The organism is Dechloromonas sp. ARDL1, assembly GCF_051122455.1.
In the GTDB taxonomy this organism is placed as follows: domain Bacteria; phylum Pseudomonadota; class Gammaproteobacteria; order Burkholderiales; family Rhodocyclaceae; genus Azonexus.
Genome location: NZ_CP168939.1, coordinates 3,105,047 through 3,126,849 on the forward strand (window position 1 = coordinate 3,105,047; position 21,803 = coordinate 3,126,849).

Genomic DNA, 21,803 nt, shown 5'->3' on the forward strand with positions numbered 1-21,803 from the left:
CACACCCCTAACTTTAGGGATAGATCCCGGCTGCCGATCATTAACATCTGGCTGAGCATCCCGCACCAGCCTCGAATGACCAATCGAATGAAGCGCGTCCTCTCATCGCTCGAAAAAGCCCGTCTCCACCTGGACAATTCCGCCCCCAGACCGGACGTGCACTCCGTCGTTCACGACCTGATGCAAGAGTTGATCGATGCCATGGGGATCGATCAAAGCCGCGAGACGGTAACCGATTTGACCGATGAAACCTGGGAGCGGGCCTGGCTATACGATCTGATCGAGAGCCTGACCGACACCTGTTTCACGCTGTCAGAAACCCCTCCCGACGAAGTTGCCATAACATTGCGCAGGCGCCTGGACTGCGCCATTGAAGGGGGACTGCGCCCCCGGCCGATGCACGCCTGAAGCGGGACATTCGGGCGCGAGGCGATACGCGTTCGCCATGCGCCCAGCCTCATGTAGCCCCCCCGGACTGGACGCCATTACTTGAGAAATTCGTCGATCATCTTCAGCAACGCCTGGTCGTCGGGCTTGGTGAAGCTGGTATAAGCGACTACCTGCGTCGCCTCGCGATTGATCAGGTATTTGTGGAAATTCCATTTTGGCCGACTACCCGTGATCTCGGCCAACTGCCGATAGAAGGGGTTGGCATCCCTGCCCTTGACGACCGTCTTGCCGGCCATAGGGAACTCGACTCCATAGGTCAGCCGGCAAAAATCGGCGATCTCCTTGTCGCTCCCCGGTTCCTGCTCGCCGAAATCGTTGGACGGAAAACCGAGGACCACCAATCCCTTGTCCTTGAGGCGGGCATATAGCTTTTCCAGGCCATCGTACTGTGAGGTAAAGCCACAGTAGCTGGCGGTATTGACGACGAGAATCACCTTGCCTGCATATTGGCACAGCGGCATCGGCTTGCCATCCTGCAGAACGCTGAAGGTATGTTCAAGCAGCGGCGGACAGCCTGCCGCTGCCCCTGCAGGCAACATACCAACCCAAAGCAGGGCGATGCTACCGAAGCAGCGTTTCAGAAAACCGTTCATCTCCACCCCCTGTCCGTTTCATCCGGGAAAAATTACCCGGCAGAAACCATACCGCCGACATCCGCTCAACAAGCCGACAAGCTGGCGAGCGGCCGCCCTGCCCCGTGTCTACAAAGCTCAAGCCATGGATGGATTGACAGTCTTCACACCACATCGTTCGCTGGCCGAGGATATTCAATGACGCCACATGCCGGATTTGTATCGCTTTGTTTCGCCCTCGAACAAGACTCAACCTTTGACGAGGCATGACGTTAGTACACACGTGACAGGCAGATTTGCCGGGCTAATCCACAGGAGCGGACCATGACCTATTGCAGCCAACTGGATATCGAATCTCTAGCGGCAACCGCCAGCCGGGCAGCCGCCTACGTAGACGACTGCGACAGCGGGGCTCGCAACGTCCGCCTCGACCCCAACTACTATCAAGCTTGCAGCAACGTGCTTATACAGATCTTCAAGGTCTGTAATGCGCAACACCATTTCCCAATGCTGCTGGAGCACTCGGCGGCGGCACGCGAGGTTGATGAAGCACTGCGCATCGGACAGCAGATATGCGCCAACCGCGCAGCCCATTGCCCAGAACTTGATGCCATCCTGCGGCGTAATACGCACTGAAGCGGAGTGCAAGCCAGGCGCATTCGCTTTTCATGCAACCACCCCGAACAGGCACTAAAATGGCGGCATTGCCTACGTCACACACACCATGTCCTACGCGCCCCCTGGTTTCGAAACCAAAATCTGCCCGCCCGAGCAACTCGCCGCACGTGCTGCCAAACTCTCTCGTCCGCTGGTGTTCACAAACGGCTGCTTCGACATCCTGCATCGCGGCCACGTAACCTACCTGGCCCAGGCGGCAGCCCTGGGTACCACCATGGTCGTCGCGCTGAATACAGATGCCTCGGTCAAGCGACTTGGCAAGGGCGACGACCGCCCGGTCAATGCCCTTGAAGACCGGCTTGCCGTGATGGCCTCGCTCGGCTGCGTCTCGCTGGTCACCTGGTTCGACGAAGACACGCCACTCCAGCGCATTCTGGAATGCCGGCCAGAAATTCTGGTCAAGGGTGGCGACTGGCCGATCGACAAGATTGTCGGCTGCCAGGAGGTTCGAAGCTGGGGCGGCAGCGTCCATTCGATCCCTTTCATCCACCAGAAATCAACAACGGCACTGCTGGAAAAAATCCGGCGGCTCTAGGCAGACGAACCTTGACCTTGCCAGCCAGCGAAGCCGAGAGCCTCAGCGAGCGGGAGCAGCAAACCCGCCTGCGAGCTGCGGCTTTTTTTGTCATCGGCTTGCCCATCATCGGCTACGGGATCGGTACCGGCATTGCGGAATACAGCCCGGCACTCATGATACTGGGCACTTTGAGCGCGCTGGCCGTGACCATCGGCGCCTTCACGCTCTGGCAAAAACGAGGGGGTTACCGGGCCATTCGCCCGGGCATCGCCTGCCATACCGCCTTGACCCTCTATCTGGTCACCTTTTCGGGCACTGAACATGCACGCAGTTTGTGGTTTCTGACCGTGCCACTCACCTCGATCATGCTGCTGCCGCCGCGCGAAGGGACTGCCTGGTCGGTCGGCGCGATTGCCATCGCCTGCGCCCTGATGTTTCAGGCAGGCAGTCTGGACGGAGCCCAAGCCTACTCGTCGGTTTTCATTGTCCGCTACACCATCCTGGCGTTGATGACCACCGGCGTGCTGTGCTGGTCGGAGGTTCTACTCGAACGCTACCAGATCCGGCTGCAGGACCAAAATACTGCGCTCACCGCTGAACGCGATCACCTCGAGAAGGAAATCATCCAGCGCGCGGCACTGGAAGAAGAGTTGCGCTACCTGGCGACGACCGATTCGCTGACCGGCCTGCTCAACCGGCGCGCCTTCATGGCGGCACTGGCCGGCGAACTGACCCGCAGTCATCGCCTGAACAGTCCACTGACCGTGCTCATGATCGACATCGACCATTTCAAGCAGATCAACGACAGCCTGGGACATCCGGCCGGCGATGCAGTCCTCGTCCATTTGTCCGCATTGCTGCAGGAACAATTGCGCAGTATCGACAAACTGGGGCGTATTGGCGGCGAGGAATTCGCCATCATGCTGGTCGATACGCCGGTAGACGCAGCCGAGATCGTGGTCGGCCGCCTGCTCGAGGCCATCCGCAGCCGACCGGCCGAACATCCGGAGAGCCATCGGCCAATCCCCTTCACGGCCAGCATCGGCTGCACGCAGCGCCACCCGGACGATGACGAGCTGACCTCACTGAGCCGCGCCGATCGGGCACTCTACGCCGCCAAGCAGGAAGGCCGCGACCGCAGCCACTGGACCTGAGCGCCTGGCGCGGCCTGCGCTCGCTGGTTACAGGACGACCTGGGTACCGAGTTCGACGACGCGGTTGCTCGGAATGTTGAAGAAGGCAGTCGCCGAACCAGCGTTGCGGAACATGGCGATGAATATCTTTTCACGCCAGAAGGCCATTTCGGAACCCAGGCGGGGGATCAGCGTCTCGCGACCGATGAAGTAGGAGGTTTCCAGCGAACTGAATTCCAGCCCCGAATCGGCACACATGCTCATCGCCAGCGGGATATCGGGCTCGTCCTTGAAGCCGTACTGGACGATGACGCTCCAGAAATTCTCCTTGAGCTGGCGCACCTCGACCCGATCGATGTCCGGCACGTAGGGAACATCGAAGAACTGCACCGACACCAGCACGACGCGGTCGTGCAGCACCTTGTTGTGCATCAGGTTGTGCAACAGGGCATGCGGCACGCCTTTCGGGTCGGCGTTGAGGAACACCGAGGTACCGGCCACCCGCGTCGGCATCGACGAAGCCAGCGAATCGATGAACATCGACAGTTCGAGTCGCTCGCCCTGCAGGCGGTCCGAGAGCAGTTGCCGGCCGCGCTTCCAGGTCGTCATCAGGATGAAGATCGCCATCCCGGCGACCAGCGGGAACCAGCCGCCATCGGGAATCTTCAGAATATTGGCGGTCAGGAAAACGAGTTCGACAGCGAGGAAACAGGCGAACAGCAGCCCCGCCCGGATCCAGCCCCAGCCCCACACCTTGGCGGCAACAACCGTAGCCAGGATTGAAGTGATGACCATGTCGCCGGTAACCGCAATGCCGTAGGCGGCAGCAAGGTTGTTCGACGATTTGAACCCGAGCACCAGAATCATCACCGCGATCATCAAGCCCCAGTTGACCGCCGGCAGGTAGATCTGCCCCTGCTCCTTCTCGTTGGTATGCTGCACCTCCATGCGCGGCACGAAACCGAGCTGCATCGCCTGGCGGGTCACCGAGAAGGCACCGGAAATCACCGCCTGCGAAGCAATCACCGTCGCCAGGGTGGCCAGCCCGATCAAGGGATAAAGCGACCACTCCGGAGCAGACCGGTAGAAGGAATTGTCGGCTACCGCCGGGTCGGCCAGAATGGCCGCTCCCTGTCCAAAGTAGTTGAGCACCAGCGCCGGCAACACGAAGGCGAACCAGGCACGCGAAATCGGCTTGCGGCCGAAGTGCCCCATGTCAGCGTAAAGCGCCTCCGCCCCGGTTACGGCGAGCACAACGTTGCCCATGGCAACCAGCGACATGGCCTTGTTGGCGAGCAGGAATTCATAGCCGTGAAGCGGATTCAGAGCCGCCAGGATTTCCGGGTGAGCAACGATATTGTTGATGCCGAGCAGGGCCAGCACCGAGAACCAGATCAGCATGACCGGCCCGAAGAAGGCGCCGACCACGGCGGTTCCGCTTTTCTGCACGAAGAACAGCCCGAACAGCACAACGATGGTAATCGGAATGATGAAGGGGTGCAGTGCCGGTGCCCCGACCTCCAGCCCTTCGACGGCCGAGAGCACCGAAATGGCCGGCGTCACCATGCCATCGCCGTAGAACATCGCCGCGCCGAGTACACCGACGATCATGATCCACTTGGCGTGGTGCGGCTTGTCCTGAACCGTACGCAGCGCCAGCGCGATCAGCGCCATGATGCCGCCCTCGCCCCGGTTGTCGGCACGCATGATGAACGTCACGTACTTGACCGAGACCACTATGATCAGCGCCCAGAAGAACAGCGACAGGCTGCCGTAGATATTGGCTTCGTTGACCGGAATCGGGTGGTTGCCGGCGAAGACTTCCTTGACCGCATAGAGGGGGCTGGTACCGATGTCGCCATAGACGACGCCCAAGGCGGCCAAGGCCAGTGCGGCGAAACGCTTGCCGGTAATATCGTCGACCGCGTGTTGATTGCTCATGGAATGCTGTTCCCTGACTATCTGGCGGCCTTCTGTCCGAGCCGCTCAAGCTACTAATTTCAAGACCCGGCGATACGCACGCCGACGCAGGGCGCGGCAGGCGTAGCGTACGCGCTCGTCAGCCTTACTCAGCCCCCCAGGGCGACCTTCAGCGACTGGACTTCCTCTTCGGATTCCTCGACGATTTCGGCCAGCGTCTCGGCATCGAACAAGGTATCGAGCATCGAGGTATCGACGGCGCCGTCGAGTTCCGGGTCGCGCCAGCAGGAAGTGCGGTTGGCAATCTTGTTGGCGACGTAGAGCACGTCCGACAGATTACCGACAGACTCGATCTCCCGATCGGTCTCGTGGTCGCGCACCGCCTCCAGCACCGGCTCCGGCGAGCCCAGCGCCGACAGCAGTGCATGACCGATGTTGTCGTGCCAGCCAACAAGCAGGCCGTGCAACTCGACCTTGTCGTTAACCAGCTCGGGAAAGTTGGCAGCGCGGGACATCAGGTAGAAGACGCCGAGATCGTGCACCAGCCCGGTGAACATTGCCTCGTCGCCATTAATCCTGGCCAGCTTGCGGGCCAGGACGCGACACAGTGCCGCGACATGCGAGGTGTGCTCCCACAGGCGCTGCGAAATCCCCTCGAACGGCTGCATCTGCTTGGACTTCAGCAACTGTTCCATGGCCACGGCAAAGGACACGGTGCGCACCGCCTCCATGCCGACCCGGACGATGGCGCTCTTCACATCGGCGATCTCGCGGCCGCTCGGGTTCAATGCCACCGAGTTGGCCATGCGGATGATCTTGGCGCTCATCAGCGGCTCGGCGCCGACCAGCTTCGCCAACTGCTCGATGCTCAGGTTGGGGTCCTTGAGCGCGCTGCGCACCTGGAAGGTGATGTCGAGGAAGGTCGGGAAGGTAATCTCGGAACCCGACAGGTCGCGGGCGATGTCTTCGAGAACCTTGAAGGTGACGGCGTTGGTCATGGGATACCTTTGAACGGGTGTTCAGGCGAAGCCGGGAACCAAAACGCCCCCGGCTATTGTCGGGTCAGAACGGAATGTCGTCGCCCAGATCGTCGAACGAGGGCTTCGGCTTGTTCTTCGGCGGCGCCGGGGCGTAATCGGCCGGCTCGTCGTAGCCGCCACCGCCGCCACCTGCCGGTGCGCCCATGCCCTGGCGCGAACCGAGCATCTTCATGTCGTCGCAGCGGATTTCGGTGGTGTAGCGCTCCTGGCCGTCCTTGTCTGTCCACTTGCGGGTACGCAGGCTGCCCTCGACGTAGACTTGGGAGCCCTTCTTCAGGTACTGGCTGCAAATCTCGGCCAGCTTGCCGAAAGCCGAGATGCGCACCCACTCGGTCATTTCCTTGCGCTCGCCGGTCTGCTTGTCCTTCCAGGTTTCGGTACAGGCGATGCTGAAATTGCAGATTGCCTCGCCGCTGGCGGTATAACGCGTTTCCGGATCGCGCCCCAGATTCCCGATGCCGATCCATTTATTAACCGATGCCATTGCCTGTATCTCCTAAACAGTGGGTGCCGCATCGGCCGGTTGGCGCCGCTGCGGGAAATTCATGGTATTCGCCACCACCAGCCAGATCAGGACCAATCCGGTGCATGCGGCAAAAACAGCATTATCGCCGAAATGCTGCGCAATAGTTCCGCCCAGCGCGCCGCCGATGAAAAGCCCCACCGCCTGCGTCGTGTTGTACACGCCCAGAGCCGCACCCTTGGCGGCTGGCGGCGCGGTGCGCGAGACCAGGGAAGGCAAGGTGGCTTCCAGCACGTTGAAGGCGACGAAGAACAACAAAAGCCACAAGGCCAGCGCCCACAGGCTTTCGTGCATCAGGTACAGCCCGGCCTGGACGACAACCAGCAGGCCGACCGCGGCGATGAAGACCGGCCGCATCTTGTCCTTGCGCTCGGCGGCGATGATCGCCGGCACCATGATGACAAAGGACACCAGTACTGCCGGCAGATAGACCTTCCAGTGCGCTGCCGCTGCCAAGCCACCGTGATTGACCAGGGCGTGCGGCAGAACGACGAACATGGCCATCTGCACCATATGCAGCGTGAAGATGCCGAGATTCAGGCGCAGCAGGTCGGCGTCAAAAATCACCCGCCGCAATGGTAGTTTCTCGTGACCGTGCGGCGGCGGGGCCGGCGGCACCGCCTTGAGCAGCAGGACAATGGCCGCCAGCGCCAGCGCACCGGTCATCACGAACAGCCCGCCCATGCCGATCCATCCGTACAGGATGGGAGCGCCGACCAGCGACAGGGCAAAGACGAGCCCGATCGACGAGCCGATCATGGCCATCACCTTGGTGCGATGCTCCTCGCGCGTCAGGTCGGCAGCCAGTGCGGTGACGGCGGCCGAGATGGCACCCATGCCCTGCAACACGCGGCCGACGATGATCCAGGTCATGTCCGGCGCCCAGGCGGCGACAAAACTGCCCAGCGCGAAGATAAGCAGGCCGACGACGATGACCCGCTTGCGACCGAAGATGTCGGAAGCGATGCCATAGGGAATCTGGAAAAAAGCCTGTGTCAGGCCATAGGCGCCAAGGGCGAGGCCGACCAGCGCCAGGTTGTCGCCCCCGGGAAGTGTTTTTGCATGAACCGAAAAGACCGGCAGGATCAGGAACAGGCCGAGCATGCGCAGGGCGAAGATGGAGGCCAACGAGGCACCGGCGCGGCGCTCATCGGGGCTCATGCGATCGGAGGGGGGGGACATTATGGTTTGGTTATGTTGCATTGCAGCGGGGCGGGAAGTTTAGCAGGTTTGGGGATGGGGTAACGGGGGGCGCGCTGAGGTTGTTGTTGGCGCAAACCGTGGTTATTTCATTGTTCAAGCGTTGCTTTCCGCCCTTGCGGGGCGTCTCACTTTCTTTTGCTTCGCCAAAAGAAAGTAAGCAAAGAAAAGGCGACCCCGGGTCGGTGCCCGCTACGCGGGTTCCCTGCGCTACTCGAAACGCCGGGCGGCTTGCCTGAACTCGCCTGCGGCTCAAACAAGGCAAGCCGAAGGCTCCCGGCATTTCTGCGTTGCTCGGCACCTTCCAAGGGGCCCGAAAAAGCGTCCGGTATCGAACGGAAACAAGACTTTGAGCATTTGCACCGAACCATCGCACTGCGCCATTTAACGGACGACGGCACCCAGTCGCGTGACGCCTTTCGGGTCCCCATCTGAAGCGCCGAGCAACGCAGCTACTGGCGGAAAAAGGGCGAGGACTGTTTGAGGCCCGTAGGGCCGAGTTCCGCAGCCCTCGCCAGTAGCGAGTAGCACAGGGAAGTCGGCGAAGCCGACCGCGTAAGCTGGGGTCGCCTTTTCTTTGGCTACTTTCTTTTGGCGAAGCAAAAGAAAGTACGCCCGCCCTCAAGGCGGAAAACAACGCTTAAAAAAAGCCACCCGTTCGGAAACCCGAACACCCCCAACACCGAGAAATTCGGTTTTCCGATACCACTCCACCCGCACCAGAACAGCCAATCACAAAAAATCAGCCACTTACAGCACAAACAACCCCTGGCACGCCCCGTGCAATGGATTAACCCACCCACAGCCTCGACGCTGACGGCCATGAATAAACACAGGAGACAACCGATGCCCACCACACCGCCCCGCCTCGAGCACGACCTGCTCGGCGACCGCGAGGTTCCCTGCACCGCCTACTACGGCGTGCACACCTTGCGCGCCTTGGAGAATTTCCCGATCACCGGCATTTCGATTGCCGTTTATCCCGACCTGATCCGCGCCCTGGCCCAGATCAAGAAGGCCGCGGCCCAGGCCAACCAGCAGCTGGGATTGCTCGACGCCATACGCGCCGACGCCATCGTCGCCGCCTGCCGCGAGGTGATCGACGGCAAGCTTCACGACCAGTTTGTCGTCGATGTCATCCAGGGCGGTGCTGGCACCTCGACCAACATGAACGCCAACGAGGTGATCGCCAACCGTGCCCTCGAAATCCTCGGCAAGGAACGCGGCGACTACAAGGCGCTGCACCCGAACGAACACGTCAACATGAGCCAGTCGACCAACGACGTCTATCCGACGGCGCTCAAGCTGGCAACCTATGTCGGCATCTTCCGCCTGGTCGAGGCCATGGCTTATCTGCGCAAGGCCTTCGAGCGCAAGGCCGACGAATTCGCCGACGTGCTGAAGATGGGCCGCACCCAGTTGCAGGATGCCGTGCCGATGACCCTCGGCCAGGAATTCTCGACCTACGCCGTGATGCTCGGCGAGGACGAGGAGCGCCTGAAGGAAGCCGCGCTACTCATCCGCGAAATAAACCTCGGTGCCACCGCCATCGGCACTGGCATCAACGCCCACCCCGACTACGCCCCGCTGGTCTGCCGCAAGCTGGCCGAAATCAGCGGCATCCCGGTCGTCACCGCACCCAACCTGATCGAAGCGACCCAGGACTGCGGCAGCTTCGTGCAGCTGTCCGGCGTCTTGAAGCGCGTCGCCGTCAAACTGTCCAAGGTGTGCAACGACCTGCGACTGCTCTCCTCCGGCCCGCGCGCCGGCTTCAACGAGATCAACCTGCCGCCGCGCCAGGCCGGTTCATCGATCATGCCGGGCAAGGTCAATCCAGTCATCCCGGAAGTCATGAACCAGATTGCCTTCGAGGTCATCGGCAACGACGCCACCGTCACCTTCGCCGCCGAAGCCGGCCAGCTCCAGCTCAACGCCTTCGAGCCGATCATCGCCCACAGCCTGTTCAAAAGCGTGCTGCACCTGACCAATGGCTGCAAGGTACTCGCCGACCACTGCGTCAATGGCATCACCGCCAACCGCGACCTGCTTCGCGAATCGGTCGAGCGCTCCATCGGCATCGTCACCGCCCTGAATCCCTACATCGGCTACGCCAACGCCACCGAAGTCGCCGCCGAGGCCTTCCGCAGCGGCCGTGGTGTCGCCGAGGTGGTCACCGAGCGCGGGCTGATGAGCGTCGAACAGCTGACCGAGGTCCTGCGACCAGAAGTCCTGACCCGCCCGCAGCACATTCCGGCCGCCAAGGCCCACTGATTACCCAAAAGCAATCCATTCGAGAGAAGGAAGACAACTCCATGAAAATGAATCGCCTGACCACCTGGATCGGCATCGCCATGGTCCTCGGCGTCGCCGTCGGCTACGCCTGCAACACCCTGGCGCCATCGCCGGCGGCCGCCAAGGAAATTGCCGGCTACTTCGGCATCCTGACCGACATCTTCCTGCGCATGATCAAGATGATCATTGCTCCGCTGGTCTTCGCCACCCTGGTCGCCGGGCTGGCCAACATGGGCGACTCGAAGACAGTCGGCCGCATCGGCGCCAAGGCGCTGGGCTGGTTCATCGTCGCCTCTTTCTGCTCGCTGTTCATCGGCCTGTTGTTCGCCAACCTGCTGCAGCCGGGCGCCGCGCTCGCCGTGCCGCTGCCGGAAAGCGCCGCCGGCTTGAACCTCAAGACCAGCGCGCTGAACCTCAAGGACTTCATCACCCACGTCTTCCCCAAGAGCATCATGGAAGCCATGTCGGGCAACGAAATCCTGCAGATCCTCGTGTTTGCCGTGTTCTTCGGCCTGGCCCTCGGCCACCTGCACAACCAGACCGCCCGCTCGCTGGTCAACACCATGGATGAAGTGGTGCACGTCATGCTGAAGGTCACCGACTACGTCATGCGCTTCGCCCCGTTCGGCGTCTTCGGCGCGGTCGCCGGTGCCATCACCACCCAGGGCCTGGGCATGCTGGCTGTCTTCGGCAAGTTCATGCTTAGCTTCTACATCGCCCTCGCCGTGCTGTGGGCCGTGCTCATCACAGCCGGCTACATCGTTCTCGGCAAGGATATCTTCCGCCTGCTTAACCTGGTACGCGGCCCGATGCTGGTCGGCTTCTCGACCGCCAGCAGCGAATCGGTCTATCCGAAGCTGATGGAACAGCTGGAAAAATTCGGCATCAAGAACCGCGTCACCGGCTTCGTGCTGCCGCTCGGTTACTCGTTCAACCTCGACGGTTCGATGATGTACACCACCTTCCTGGCCCTGTTCATCGCCCAGGCCTACGACATCCCGATGTCGCTGACCGCCCAGATCACCATGCTGCTGGTGCTGATGGTCTCCTCCAAGGGTATCGCCGGCGTGCCGCGCTCCTCGCTGGTCGTCGTCGCCGCCGTACTGCCCATGTTCGGCCTGCCGGAAGCCGGCCTGCTGCTGATCCTCGGCATCGACCACTTCCTCGACATGGGCCGCACCGTGACCAATGTGCTGGGCAACGCCATCGCCACCGCCGCCGTCGCCAAATGGGAAGGTGCCATCGACCCGGTGCCGGCCGAACTGGCCGATGCCGACGAGGCCCTGCCTGTACCGGAAGACGCCGTCACCCAGGGCGCCTGATCCGTTTTGTCTCCTCCGGGATCGGCCATCCCTCTGAGCTGATCCCCTTGCTTGCCCGGCGCCCGCGCCGGGCTTTTTTACTGCAAACGTCCTGAACACACCATAATTCACCCATGATCGACTGGACCATCCTCGCTCCCGCTGCCTTTTTCGCCGGCATGGTCGATGCCGTGGTCGGCGGCGGCGGCCTGATCCAGATTCCCGTGCTGCTCTCGCAGTTCCCGCAGACGGCCATCCCCGTACTGTTCGGTACCAACAAGGTATCGAGCATCGCCGGCACCGGTGCCGCCCTGTGGCGCTACGCCCGCAGCGTACGCATCCCGTGGCTCGTCGTCCTGCCGGCCACCGTTGCTGCCCTGCTCGGCGCCTGGGGCGGCGCCGCGCTGGTCGCCTGGCTGCCGCGCGAAACCATGCGCCCGCTGGTTGTCGTCATGATGATCGCCGTCGCGCTCTATACCTTCATGAAGAAGGATCTCGGCCAGCAGGTGACGCGCGTCATCGACGGCCGCGACCGCTGGAAAGGCGCCCTGTTCGGCGGCATCATCGGCCTCTACGACGGCTTCTTCGGCCCGGGCACCGGCAGCTTCCTGATCTTCGGCTTCGTCCGCCTGTTCGGCATGGACTTCGTGCAGGGCTCGGCCAGCGCCAAGGTCATCAACTTCGCCACCAATCTCTCGGCCATCGCCTTCTTCGCCAGCCACGGCCCAATCCTGTGGCAGGTCGGGCTGGTCATGGCCGTCTGCAACCTGGCCGGCTCGTGGATGGGCACCCACCTGGCGATCAAGCATGGCGCCGGTTTCATCCGCAAGGCCTTCCTCGGCGTTGTCGTCGTGCTCATCGCCAAGCAACTGGCCGATCTCCTCGGCTGAGCGCGGTAACATAGACCGTCCCTCCCGGCCCGCCCATCGATGCTCCGAGTCCGTTCCCTGCCGCTATTGCTGCTCTGCCTGCTGCTGGTCGCCCTGAGCGGCTTTTCGGCCTACCGGATCGCGCAGCGTCTGGGCATCGCCGACCTGCAGGCGACCGGCCTGCACCGGCTCGATCTCTACGCCACCAGCCTGGAGCGCGAAATCGGCAAATACGCCTACCTGCCCGGCACCCTGAGCCTGACGCCGGAAGTGCTCGATTTGCTGGCCGGCAAGGGCGGCGAACAGGCGAGCGCCCGGGTCAACAACTATCTCGAGAAGCTCAACGAACGCACCGGCACACTGGCCATCTATGTCATGGACACCCAGGGCAAGGTATTGGCTACCAGCAACTGGCGACGCCCGGACAGTTTCCTCGGCGAAGACCTGTCCTTCCGTCCTTATTTCCGCGAAGCCCTGGAGAGCGGCAACGGCCGATTTTTTGGCATCGGGACGACGCGCGGCGAACCCGGCTACTACCTCGCCTCGGCACTGACCGACGACCATGGCACACTCGGGGTGGCGGTCATCAAGGTCAGTCTCGAACAACTCGAAAAATCGTGGACGACGGTCGAGGCCCCCGTGCTGGTTGCCGACGAGAACGGTGTGGTCATCCTGTCGGCGGTCGCCAACTGGAAATTCACCACCCTGCGCCCGCTCGACGACGGCACACGAGCCGCCTTCGACCACACCCAGCAGTACAACCGGCGCGCCCTACAGGCGCTCGGCATCAAGGCCATCGAGGACTACGACCACGGCGCCCGACTGGTACGCATCGCCGCCAGCGGCCGGGAAACGGTGTCGGTGTACCCGGTTACCGGCCGCTTCCTCGAACAGTCGCGCACCCTGCCCGGCACACCGTGGACGCTGACTGTGCTATCCCATCTCGAACAAGCCGACAGCCTCGCCCAGAGCCGTGCTGCGCTGGCCGCCATTGCCGCCGCCTGTCTGTGCCTCCTCGGCATCATCCTCAATGAACGGCGCCGCCACCTGCGCGACCGCCTGGCTGCCCGCGAGGCCCTGCAGCAGGCACACGACGAGCTGGAGCGCAAGGTCGAGGAACGTACCGCCGACCTCTCGGCCGCCAACCAGCAACTGCAGGACGAAGTCGGCGAGCGCATTCGCGCCGAGCGCACGCTGCGCGCCGCGCAGGACGAACTGGTGCAGGCCGGCAAGCTGGCGGTCATCGGCCAGTTATCAACCGGCATCGCTCACGAATTGAACCAGCCGCTGGCCGCTCTGCGCACCCTGTCGGCCAATGCCGAGCGCTTTCTGGAGCGCGGCGATGCCGACACCACACGCACCAACCTCGGCCGCATCGCCGACCTGGTAGACCGCATGGGGCGCATCACCGGCCAGCTGCGCAATTTCGCCCGCAAATCGAGCGGCCAATCGGCACCGGTTCCGCTCTGCCACGCCCTCGACAACGCGCTGGCCCTGCTCGATACCCGCATCCGCCGGGCAGGTGTCGAGATCACGCGCAGCTGCCCGGTCGACGAGCCGGTTGCCCTGTGTGACGCCAACCGCCTGGAGCAAGTGTTGATCAACCTGATCGGCAACGCCCTCGATGCCATGGCCGACCAACCACAGCCGCAGCTCGAACTCGCCTGGGAGTGCGCCGACGGGAAAGTCCGCCTGCATGTTCGCGATCACGGCCCCGGCCTCAGCGAAGAAGCGCTTTCCCACCTGTTCGAGCCTTTCTTCACCACCAAGCCGGCCGGCGACGGTCTCGGACTGGGCCTGGCCATCTCGGCCGGCATCGTCCGCGACTTCGGCGGCAGCCTGCACGGCGTCAACCATCCCGACGGCGGTGCCGTCTTCACCCTCGAACTCCCGCTCGCCCCCGCGCCATGACCGACGACCTGAAAATCCTGATCATCGAAGACGACCCCGACGTCGCGCTCGGCTGCGAGCAGGCCCTGCAACTCGAAGGGCTGGCTGCCGAATGCGCTGGCAGCGCCGAACTGGCGCGCCGACGCCTGAGCGCCGACTTCGCTGGCATCGTGATCAGCGACATCCGCCTGCCCGGCCAGGACGGCATGAGCCTGCAGCGCGAGTTGCACGCAATCGATCCGGAACTGCCGGTCGTGCTGATCACCGGCCACGGCGACGTCTCGATGGCGGTGCAGGCGATGAAGGATGGCGCCTACGACTTCCTGCAGAAACCCTTCGCTCCCGAGCAATTGGTCGACATCGCCCGCCGCGCGCTGGAAAAACGACGACTGGTGCTGGAGGTCCGTCAACTACGCCGCCAGCTCGACCAGCGCGACCTGCTCGACGCCCGCCTGATCGGCAATTCAGCCGGCATGGCCCGTGTGCGCGGCCTGATCGGCGCCCTGGCGAGCAGTGCGGCCGACGTGCTAATCCACGGCGAAACCGGCACCGGCAAGGAACTGGTCGCGCGCTGCCTGCACGATGCCAGCCCGCGCGCTCGCGGAAATTTCGTCGCCATCAACTGCGGCGGCCTGCCGGAAACCCTGTTCGAAAGCGAAATCTTCGGCCACGAGGCGGGCGCCTACACCGGCGCCGGCAAGCGGCGCATCGGCAAGATCGAATACGCCAGTGGCGGCACACTCTTTCTCGACGAAATCGAAACCATGCCGGTGCCGATGCAGATCAAGCTGCTGCGCGTGCTGCAGGAGCGCACACTGGAACGGCTCGGTTCGAACACGCCCATCCCCATCGACTGCCGCATCATCGCGGCAACCAAGGAAGACCTTCCGGTGTTGTCCGAGCAAGGAAAATTCCGCGCCGACCTCTATTACCGGCTGTCGGTAGCCACCTTGCCGCTGCCACCGCTACGCGAGCGGCGCGAGGATATCCCGCTGCTCTTCGAACACTTCCTGCTACAGGCCGCCGCCCGTCACGAGCGCCCGGTACCGCCCATCTCGGCCGGCCGCACCCAGCAGTTGGTCGGCTACCACTGGCCGGGCAACGTGCGCGAACTGCGCAACGTCGCCGACCGCTGCGTGCTCGGCATCGAAGCCGGCTCGCCACCCTTCGGCCAACCCGCCGGCGACGCCCCGCGTCCGCTGGCCGAGACCGTCGAAGCCTTCGAACGCGCGCTGATCGCCGATGCCTTGCGCCGCCACGGCAGCCTGGCACGTACCGCCGAAGCCCTGGCCATCGCCAAAACGACGCTGCACGACAAGATTCGCAAGTACGGCCTTCAAGGCGACTAAGAAGCGCTAACTCCATGAAGCATGGCGCCCCCCCCCGAAAGGCAAAGGGCAGGCCAGCAATGCCGGCCTGCCCTTGTTCCCCCCCTGCCGGGGCAGCACTTCCGGTAAGAAGCGCCTGTCCGGACCAACCGGAGCCGGGTTCGGCCACAGCATCCCGGCTCGTGGCCGAAAGCGTCGGTGCAGATCAGTTGTTGCTATTAGATCGCATCCATTGCCATCTGAAAAATTCAGAATTTCGATACTACCATCTCGAAAAACGATAGACTGGCAATTCAGCATCCCTTTGCTCTGCCATGGAACTGCGCCAACTCCGCTACTTTCTCGCCATTGCCGAACAAGGCAGTTTTTCCAAGGCCGCCGGCGCGGTCCACGTCGCACAATCGGCGCTTAGCCACCAGTTGGCGCAACTGGAAGATGAACTCGGCCAGGCACTCTTTCACCGCCTGCCGCGCGGCGTGGAACTGACAGCGGCTGGGAGAGCCTTTCACCCACATGCCCTCTCCATCCTGCGCCAGGTCGAAGATGCCCGGAACAGCATCACTCAGGCCGAGGGCGAAACCATCGGCAAGGTCATCTTCGGCATCCCGCACAGCGTCTCACAGGCGCTCGCCCTGCCGCTGCTCAAAGCCGTGCGCACCGCCCTGCCCCGCGTCGAGCTGGAACTGACCGAGGAACTGACCGGCAACCTGATCCCGCAGCTGCGCACCGGGCTGATCCATCTGGCGGTTCTCTTCGATGACGGCCAGCTCGACGAATTCCGCTGCCAGCCGCTACTCGAAGAATCATTGCTGCTCATTTCACCCGCTGAAGCCCCCGATGCACCGCGCGGCCCAATCAGCCTGCGCGACGCGCTGCGCTTGCCCCTGATACTGCCCGCATCGCCCCACGGCGTCCGCCCCATCGTCGAAACCGCAGCCAACCAAGCCGGCCTCGCCGCCCCCAACGTGGTGGCCGACATCAGCTCGATCAGCATCCTGCGCACCAGCCTCCTCGCCGGCCTCGGCCACACCCTGCTGCCGCCGATGCCGCTGCAACGCGAACTGGAACGCGGCGAACTGCGCGCCGTGCCCATCGCCCCGGAAAGCCTGACCCGCCGTGTCATGCTCTGCGCCTCCCGCCAAATCCCCGCCTCCACCGCCACCCTCGCCGTCGCCCGGCTGGCGCAAACACTGGTCGGGCAACACTGCAATGACGGAAGCTGGCGGGAAGCCCGGTTGATTGCAGCAAAAGAGGCCGCCCTTATTGAGCGTTAACACTTTCGAGAGGGGGGAGATTGCTGCTATCGGCCACTTGCTGACGTTGGGTTGAACTAGCGCAGAAGTCAGCACATCGACTAATCCGGACGTTCGCGGTACTCATTTAACTGATCCACTATCGGGTGGTTATGTTTGCCCTGTTCTCCACCTACCTAGATAGCCCTCCAACATTCGCAGCCACCGGCAGCAACCCGATGCATTGCTTGCGTTACGCAACAGGAGCCTCAAGCGGCCTGGCCGAACTGTAGAAGACCAGAAAAGACGAAGCCCGGCATGCGCCGGGCCTCATACATCTACTGTCCGATAATCTTTATTCTCGCCCGACAGACTTTATTGTTCCCAATCAAATCAACTTACCAGTTCGGTTCACGTTCCGGCGTCGCCGTGATCTTGTGTATGCTGAGGTCGGCCCCCTGATATTCCTCCTCCTGATCCAGGCGCAGACCGAGCACAGTCTTCAGAGTGCCATAGACGATGGCGCCACCGACCAGGGCAACGACGATGGCCAAGACAGTCATGATCAGTTGCGGCATGAAGGCGATGCCGCCGGCACCACCGAAAGCCTTGGTGCCGAAGATACCGGCTGCGATGCCGCCCCAGGCGCCGCAAAGGCCATGCAAGGGCCAGACGCCGAGAACGTCGTCGATCTTCCAGCGGTTCTGTGTCAGGGTAAACATGACCACGAACAAACCACCGGCCACGCCGCCAACAACCAGCGCCCCAATCGGGTGCATCAGGTCGGAGCCGGCGCACACGGCGACCAGGCCAGCGAGCGGGCCGTTATGCAGGAAGCCCGGGTCGTTCTTGCCCACCAGCAAGGCGACCAGCGTGCCACCCACCATGGCCATCAGCGAATTCAGGGCGACCAGGCCGGAAATCTTGTCCAGCGTCTGCGCGCTCATCACATTGAAGCCGAACCAGCCTACGGTCAGGATCCAGGCACCAAGCGCCAGGAAGGGAATAGAGGACGGCGGGTGCGCCGAGATGCGGCCATCCTTGCTGTAACGGCCGTAGCGCGCACCGAGCAGGAGCACGGCCGGCAGGGCGATCCAGCCCCCCATGGCATGCACGACCACCGAACCCGCGAAATCGTGAAACTCTTCGCCGAAGGTCGCCTTCAGCCAGGCTTGCACACCGAAGGCCTGGTTCCAGGCGATTCCTTCGAAGAACGGATAGACGAAGCCGACCAGCATGAAGGTGGCGATCAGCTGCGGGTGGAACTTGGCGCGCTCGGCGATGCCGCCGGAGATGATGGCGGGAATTGCGGCAGCGAAGGTCAGCAGGAAGAAGAACTTGGTCAGTTCGAAACCGTTCTTTTCCATCAGGGTTTCGACGCCGGAGAAGAAATTGACGCCGTAGGCGATGCTGTAGCCGATGAAAAAGTAGGCAATGGTCGACACGCCGAAGTCGCTCAGGATCTTGACCAACGCGTTCACCTGATTCTTCTTGCGCACCGTTCCCACCTCGAGAAAGGCGAATCCCGCGTGCATGGCCAGCACCATGATGGCGCCGAGCAGGATAAACAACACGTTACTACCGGATTGATATGCTTCCATGGAACCCCCAATGCAAAGATGGCAAACGGAAAAGCAAGCACCATTCCAGTGCGCAAAAAATGTTGCAAATCAGTGCGTTGCCAAAGTCATTCACGGTCAATTAGCACCACAATGGTGCAGATATCAGGCGCCCCGCTCGTTATCGGTGCGCCCGCGCCTCATTTCGGAGCAAGCTCAGCAGGCAAGAGCACCCACATGCGACCGCTCTGCTTCATGCGGCCGGCTTGTTCGCCGGCCTCCTTGCCGAATCCCCAGAAAAAATCGGCGCGCACCGCGCCCTTGATGGCGCCGCCGGTATCCTGCGCCATGACCAGACGATTCATCGGCTGCGTCGTATTCGGTCGGGTGGTTGCCAGAAAAACCGGCGAACCGAGGGCAATGGAACGCGGATCGATGGCAATGCTGCGTTCGGCGGTCAAGGGCACGCCCAAAGCACCGATCGGCCCATCGTTGCTGTTCGGCACCTCGCGGAAGAAGACATAGCTGGGGTTGGCGTTGAGCAAACCCTCCAGACGCGCCGGATTGGCCCGCGCCCAAGCCTGGATGCCCTGCATCGACGCCTCTTCCAGCTTCAGTTCGCCACGCTCGACCAGCGTCTTGCCGATCGACTGGTAGGGATGCCCGTTCTGGTCGGCGTAGTTCAAACGCACCATGCCGCCGTCGGCCAGCTGGACCCGACCCGAACCCTGCACCTGCAGGAAGAAGAGTTCCACCGCGTCGTCGACGTAGAGCAAGATTTTGCCCGGTACCTTGTCCCCCCTGGCCGAGATTTCGGCACGCGACCAGTAGGGCACGACCTTGTTGCCCTCCAGGCGGCCACGCACCCGCTTGTCCTTCAGCTCGGGGAAGACGGCCGAGAGATCGACGGTGAGCAAGTCGTCGGGAACACCGCGAACCGGCTGTTCGTATCCCTTGACCCGGTTGCGGCTACCGCGCAGCAGCGGCTCGTAGTAGCCCGTGACCAGGCCGTTGGCTCCATCGCCATTGGAAACGGCGTAGGGTTTGAGATGTTGCTCGAAGAAACGGCGGGGCTGAAAACCCGGCTTGCCATCGGCCGACCGTGCCAGATCGCAGACACGTTTCCAGCCGGGTCCGTTCGGCTTGCTCGCCACCCCACGGCAGCTCTGCAGGAACGGCGCCCAGGCCGCACCGACATCGTCCTCCGTCCAGCCCGGCAAATCGCTCCAGGCGGCAGCCGTCAGTGTGCGGGCGAACGGCGTCGGCGTGACAACCGGCGGAGGCGGCACAACAGCCGGACAGGCGGCGCAGGTCGGGCATGGCGGACAGACGAGCGGCGCCGGCGTCGGCGGAGTCGTCGAGCAGGCGGCCAGGAGCGCCAAAATTAAAGTGGCGGCAGTTTGGATTTTTCTCATGGGTTTAGCTAGAGTTCTCGGTTTGCCGCGAAGTATACCCGCCACCATGACCGAATCCCCGAATCTGGAACGCCTGCTCGCCCGCGCCGAGGCCGTGCTCGGCCGCCTCGAAGCCACCCTCCCGCAGCCGCCGGCCGCTCCGGACTGGGCCTCTGCCGTCGCCTTCCGCTGGCGCAAGAGCCAGCATCGCGGCTGGCTGCATGCGGTCCGCCACCCGCACCCGATCCGCCTGAATGACCTGGAAACGATCGACGACCAGAAAGAGCGCATCGTCGCCAATACCCGTCAATTCGTCGCCGGCCGCAGCGCCAACAATGTCCTGCTCACCGGCTCGCGCGGCTCGGGCAAATCGTCGCTGGTCAAGGCCGTGCTCAACGAATTTTCACACCGAGGACTTCGCCTGATCGAGGTGGACAAGGAAGACCTGATCGACCTCTCCGACATTCTCGACCTGCTCGAAGGCCGGCCGGAGAAATTCATCATCTTCTGCGACGACCTGTCGTTCGAGGCCGGTGAAACCTCGTACAAGGCCTTGAAGTCGGTTCTCGACGGCTCCATCGCCGCGCCGCCGGACAACGTGCTCATCTACGCCACCTCGAACCGGCGCCACCTGATGCCCGAGTATTTTTCGGAAAACCTCGAAACGCATACCGTCAACGACGAAATCCGCCCCGGCGACACGACCGAGGAGAAGGTCTCCCTATCCGATCGCTTCGGCCTGTGGATCTCCTTCTACCCATTCAGCCAGGATGACTACCTCGCCGTCTTCAAGCACTGGGCAGGCGAACTGGGCGTTTCCCCGGAAGTGATCGCGGCCAGCGAGCGCGAGGCGCTGAACTGGGCGCTCGCTCGGGGTTCGCGCTCGGGCCGTGTCGCCTGGCAATTCGCCAAGGATCTTGCCGGCCGCCAGAAACCCGCACGGAAGAAAAACAAGTGAGCCCCGTCGTCGAAGTCGCCGCCGCCGTCATGCTGCGCGCCGATGGCCGCGAATTCCTGCTGGCGCAGCGCCCGGAGGGCAAAGTCTACGCCGGCTACTGGGAATTCCCCGGCGGCAAGGTCGAGCCGGGCGAAACGGTGCGTCAGGCGCTGATCCGCGAGCTGCAGGAAGAACTGGGCATCACCGTGACCGCCTGCTCGCCGTGGCTGACCCGGGTCTTCACCTATCCGCACGCCACCGTCCGCCTCAACTTCTGGCGCGTCACGGCCTGGGACGGCGAGATTGGCATCACGGCGCCGCTCGAGCATTCGGCTGTCGACTGGCTGCCCGTCGGTCGGCCGGCCAGCGTCGCCCCCATCCTGCCAGCCAACGACCCGATCCTGAAAGCCCTTTCCCTGCCGACGACGATGGCTATCACGATGGCCGAAATCGAGGGCACGGAACGCCAGCTCGAACGCCTGGAAGAAGCCCTGCTCGGCGGCCTGCGCCTGGTCCAGGTCCGCGACAAGGGTTGGCCCACGGCGCAACGCCTGTGGTTCGCCGAAGCCGTGAGCCGCCTGGTACGCAGCCATGGCGCCTTGGTCGTCATCAACGACGACGAGGACATCGCACGTCGCGTCGGCGCCGACGGGCTACACCTCTCGGCCGCCCGTCTCGCCGGATTAAGCGAACGCCCTGATTTTGCCTGGGTCGGCGCCTCCTGCCACACGGCCGAGGAAATCGCCCGCGCCGGCGAACTCGGCCTCGACTACGCCCTGCTCGGACCGGTCCTGCCGACGCCGACCCACCCCGATGCCGACGGCATCGGCTGGGCGGAGTTCGGCCGCTTGCTGGCAGGCAACACCCTGCCGGTCTTCGCCCTGGGCGGCATGCGCCCGGAAATGCTGCCAAAGGCACAAGACAACGGCGCGCACGGCATTGCCTTGATGCGTGGATGGTAAGCTTGA

Annotated in this window: 19 protein-coding genes; 12 read left to right on the forward strand and 7 right to left on the reverse strand. The window is 63.1% G+C overall.

Translation table 11 applies throughout. The features are described 5' to 3' along the window. Positions 1–87 precede the first annotated feature (87 nt). Entirely contained in the window at positions 88–408 is a 321-nt protein-coding gene (locus tag AB6Q56_RS15420) for a hypothetical protein (protein ID WP_434513959.1), read from the forward strand. A gap of 77 nt (positions 409–485) precedes the next feature. On the opposite strand, the gene AB6Q56_RS15425 is transcribed toward AB6Q56_RS15420, so the two are convergent. Then, a complete protein-coding gene (locus AB6Q56_RS15425; protein ID WP_434513960.1) occupies positions 486–1,043 on the reverse strand; it encodes a glutathione peroxidase in 558 nt (185 codons plus the stop codon). Positions 1,044–1,346: 303 nt separating this feature from the next. Between AB6Q56_RS15425 and AB6Q56_RS15430 the strand changes: the two genes are divergently transcribed. The 3 genes from AB6Q56_RS15430 (at position 1,347) to AB6Q56_RS15440 (ending at position 3,371) form a co-directional block, all read left to right on the forward strand. Further along, on the forward strand, positions 1,347–1,658 hold the full coding sequence (locus AB6Q56_RS15430) for a hypothetical protein (protein ID WP_434513961.1): 312 nt from the start codon (positions 1,347–1,349) through the stop codon (positions 1,656–1,658). A gap of 88 nt (positions 1,659–1,746) precedes the next feature. Next, the gene (gene rfaE2, locus AB6Q56_RS15435) at positions 1,747–2,235 is read left to right on the forward strand and encodes a D-glycero-beta-D-manno-heptose 1-phosphate adenylyltransferase (protein WP_434513962.1); all 489 of its coding nucleotides are present in this window, start codon (positions 1,747–1,749) and stop codon (positions 2,233–2,235) included. An 11-nt stretch (positions 2,236–2,246) separates the two neighbouring features. Beyond that, positions 2,247–3,371 carry a GGDEF domain-containing protein gene (locus AB6Q56_RS15440; protein WP_434513963.1) on the forward strand — a complete coding sequence of 375 codons (1,125 nt, stop codon included), beginning with the start codon at positions 2,247–2,249 and terminating at the stop codon, positions 3,369–3,371. A gap of 27 nt (positions 3,372–3,398) precedes the next feature. On the opposite strand, the gene AB6Q56_RS15445 is transcribed toward AB6Q56_RS15440, so the two are convergent. From AB6Q56_RS15445 to AB6Q56_RS15460, 4 genes are all read right to left on the reverse strand, one after another. Beyond that, positions 3,399–5,291, reverse strand: a complete 1,893-nt coding sequence (locus AB6Q56_RS15445; RefSeq protein WP_434513964.1) for a potassium transporter Kup — start codon at positions 5,289–5,291, stop codon at positions 3,399–3,401. Positions 5,292–5,419: 128 nt separating this feature from the next. Next, complete coding sequence (locus tag AB6Q56_RS15450; protein WP_434513965.1) at positions 5,420–6,268, reverse strand: HDOD domain-containing protein; 849 nt, start codon at positions 6,266–6,268, stop codon at positions 5,420–5,422. A 64-nt stretch (positions 6,269–6,332) separates the two neighbouring features. Further along, positions 6,333–6,794 carry a single-stranded DNA-binding protein gene (locus AB6Q56_RS15455; RefSeq protein WP_434513966.1) on the reverse strand — a complete coding sequence of 154 codons (462 nt, stop codon included), beginning with the start codon at positions 6,792–6,794 and terminating at the stop codon, positions 6,333–6,335. A 12-nt stretch (positions 6,795–6,806) separates the two neighbouring features. Continuing rightward, positions 6,807–8,015: an MFS transporter gene (locus AB6Q56_RS15460; protein WP_434513967.1), complete on the reverse strand. Its 1,209-nt coding sequence runs from the start codon at positions 8,013–8,015 to the stop codon at positions 6,807–6,809. A gap of 864 nt (positions 8,016–8,879) precedes the next feature. Between AB6Q56_RS15460 and aspA the strand changes: the two genes are divergently transcribed. From aspA to AB6Q56_RS15490, 6 genes are all read left to right on the forward strand, one after another. Next, positions 8,880–10,304 carry an aspartate ammonia-lyase gene (gene aspA, locus AB6Q56_RS15465; protein ID WP_434513968.1) on the forward strand — a complete coding sequence of 475 codons (1,425 nt, stop codon included), beginning with the start codon at positions 8,880–8,882 and terminating at the stop codon, positions 10,302–10,304. Between the two features lie 41 nt (positions 10,305–10,345). Then, complete coding sequence (locus AB6Q56_RS15470) at positions 10,346–11,647, forward strand: dicarboxylate/amino acid:cation symporter (RefSeq protein ID WP_434513969.1); 1,302 nt, start codon at positions 10,346–10,348, stop codon at positions 11,645–11,647. A 113-nt stretch (positions 11,648–11,760) separates the two neighbouring features. Continuing rightward, entirely contained in the window at positions 11,761–12,516 is a 756-nt protein-coding gene (locus AB6Q56_RS15475) for a sulfite exporter TauE/SafE family protein (protein WP_434513970.1), read from the forward strand. A gap of 39 nt (positions 12,517–12,555) precedes the next feature. Further along, the gene (locus AB6Q56_RS15480) at positions 12,556–14,406 is read left to right on the forward strand and encodes a sensor histidine kinase (protein WP_434513971.1); all 1,851 of its coding nucleotides are present in this window, start codon (positions 12,556–12,558) and stop codon (positions 14,404–14,406) included. Further along, on the forward strand, positions 14,403–15,734 hold the full coding sequence (locus AB6Q56_RS15485; RefSeq protein ID WP_434513972.1) for a sigma-54-dependent transcriptional regulator: 1,332 nt from the start codon (positions 14,403–14,405) through the stop codon (positions 15,732–15,734). The genes AB6Q56_RS15480 and AB6Q56_RS15485 overlap by 4 nt, the downstream gene beginning before the upstream one ends. A 293-nt stretch (positions 15,735–16,027) precedes the next feature. Continuing rightward, on the forward strand, positions 16,028–16,987 hold the full coding sequence (locus AB6Q56_RS15490) for a LysR family transcriptional regulator (protein ID WP_434513973.1): 960 nt from the start codon (positions 16,028–16,030) through the stop codon (positions 16,985–16,987). A 356-nt stretch (positions 16,988–17,343) separates the two neighbouring features. On the opposite strand, the gene AB6Q56_RS15495 is transcribed toward AB6Q56_RS15490, so the two are convergent. Beyond that, positions 17,344–18,546, reverse strand: a complete 1,203-nt coding sequence (locus AB6Q56_RS15495; RefSeq protein WP_434513974.1) for an ammonium transporter — start codon at positions 18,544–18,546, stop codon at positions 17,344–17,346. Positions 18,547–18,704: 158 nt separating this feature from the next. Then, complete coding sequence (mltA, locus tag AB6Q56_RS15500) at positions 18,705–19,919, reverse strand: murein transglycosylase A (protein ID WP_434513975.1); 1,215 nt, start codon at positions 19,917–19,919, stop codon at positions 18,705–18,707. Positions 19,920–19,965: 46 nt separating this feature from the next. On the opposite strand from mltA, the gene AB6Q56_RS15505 reads away from it, so the two are divergent. Further along, complete coding sequence (locus tag AB6Q56_RS15505; protein WP_434513976.1) at positions 19,966–20,856, forward strand: ATP-binding protein; 891 nt, start codon at positions 19,966–19,968, stop codon at positions 20,854–20,856. Further along, positions 20,853–21,797 (forward strand): Nudix family hydrolase, encoded by a 945-nt coding sequence (locus tag AB6Q56_RS15510; protein ID WP_434513977.1) that lies wholly within the window; start codon positions 20,853–20,855, stop codon positions 21,795–21,797. The genes AB6Q56_RS15505 and AB6Q56_RS15510 overlap by 4 nt, the downstream gene beginning before the upstream one ends. Positions 21,798–21,803 lie beyond the last annotated feature (6 nt).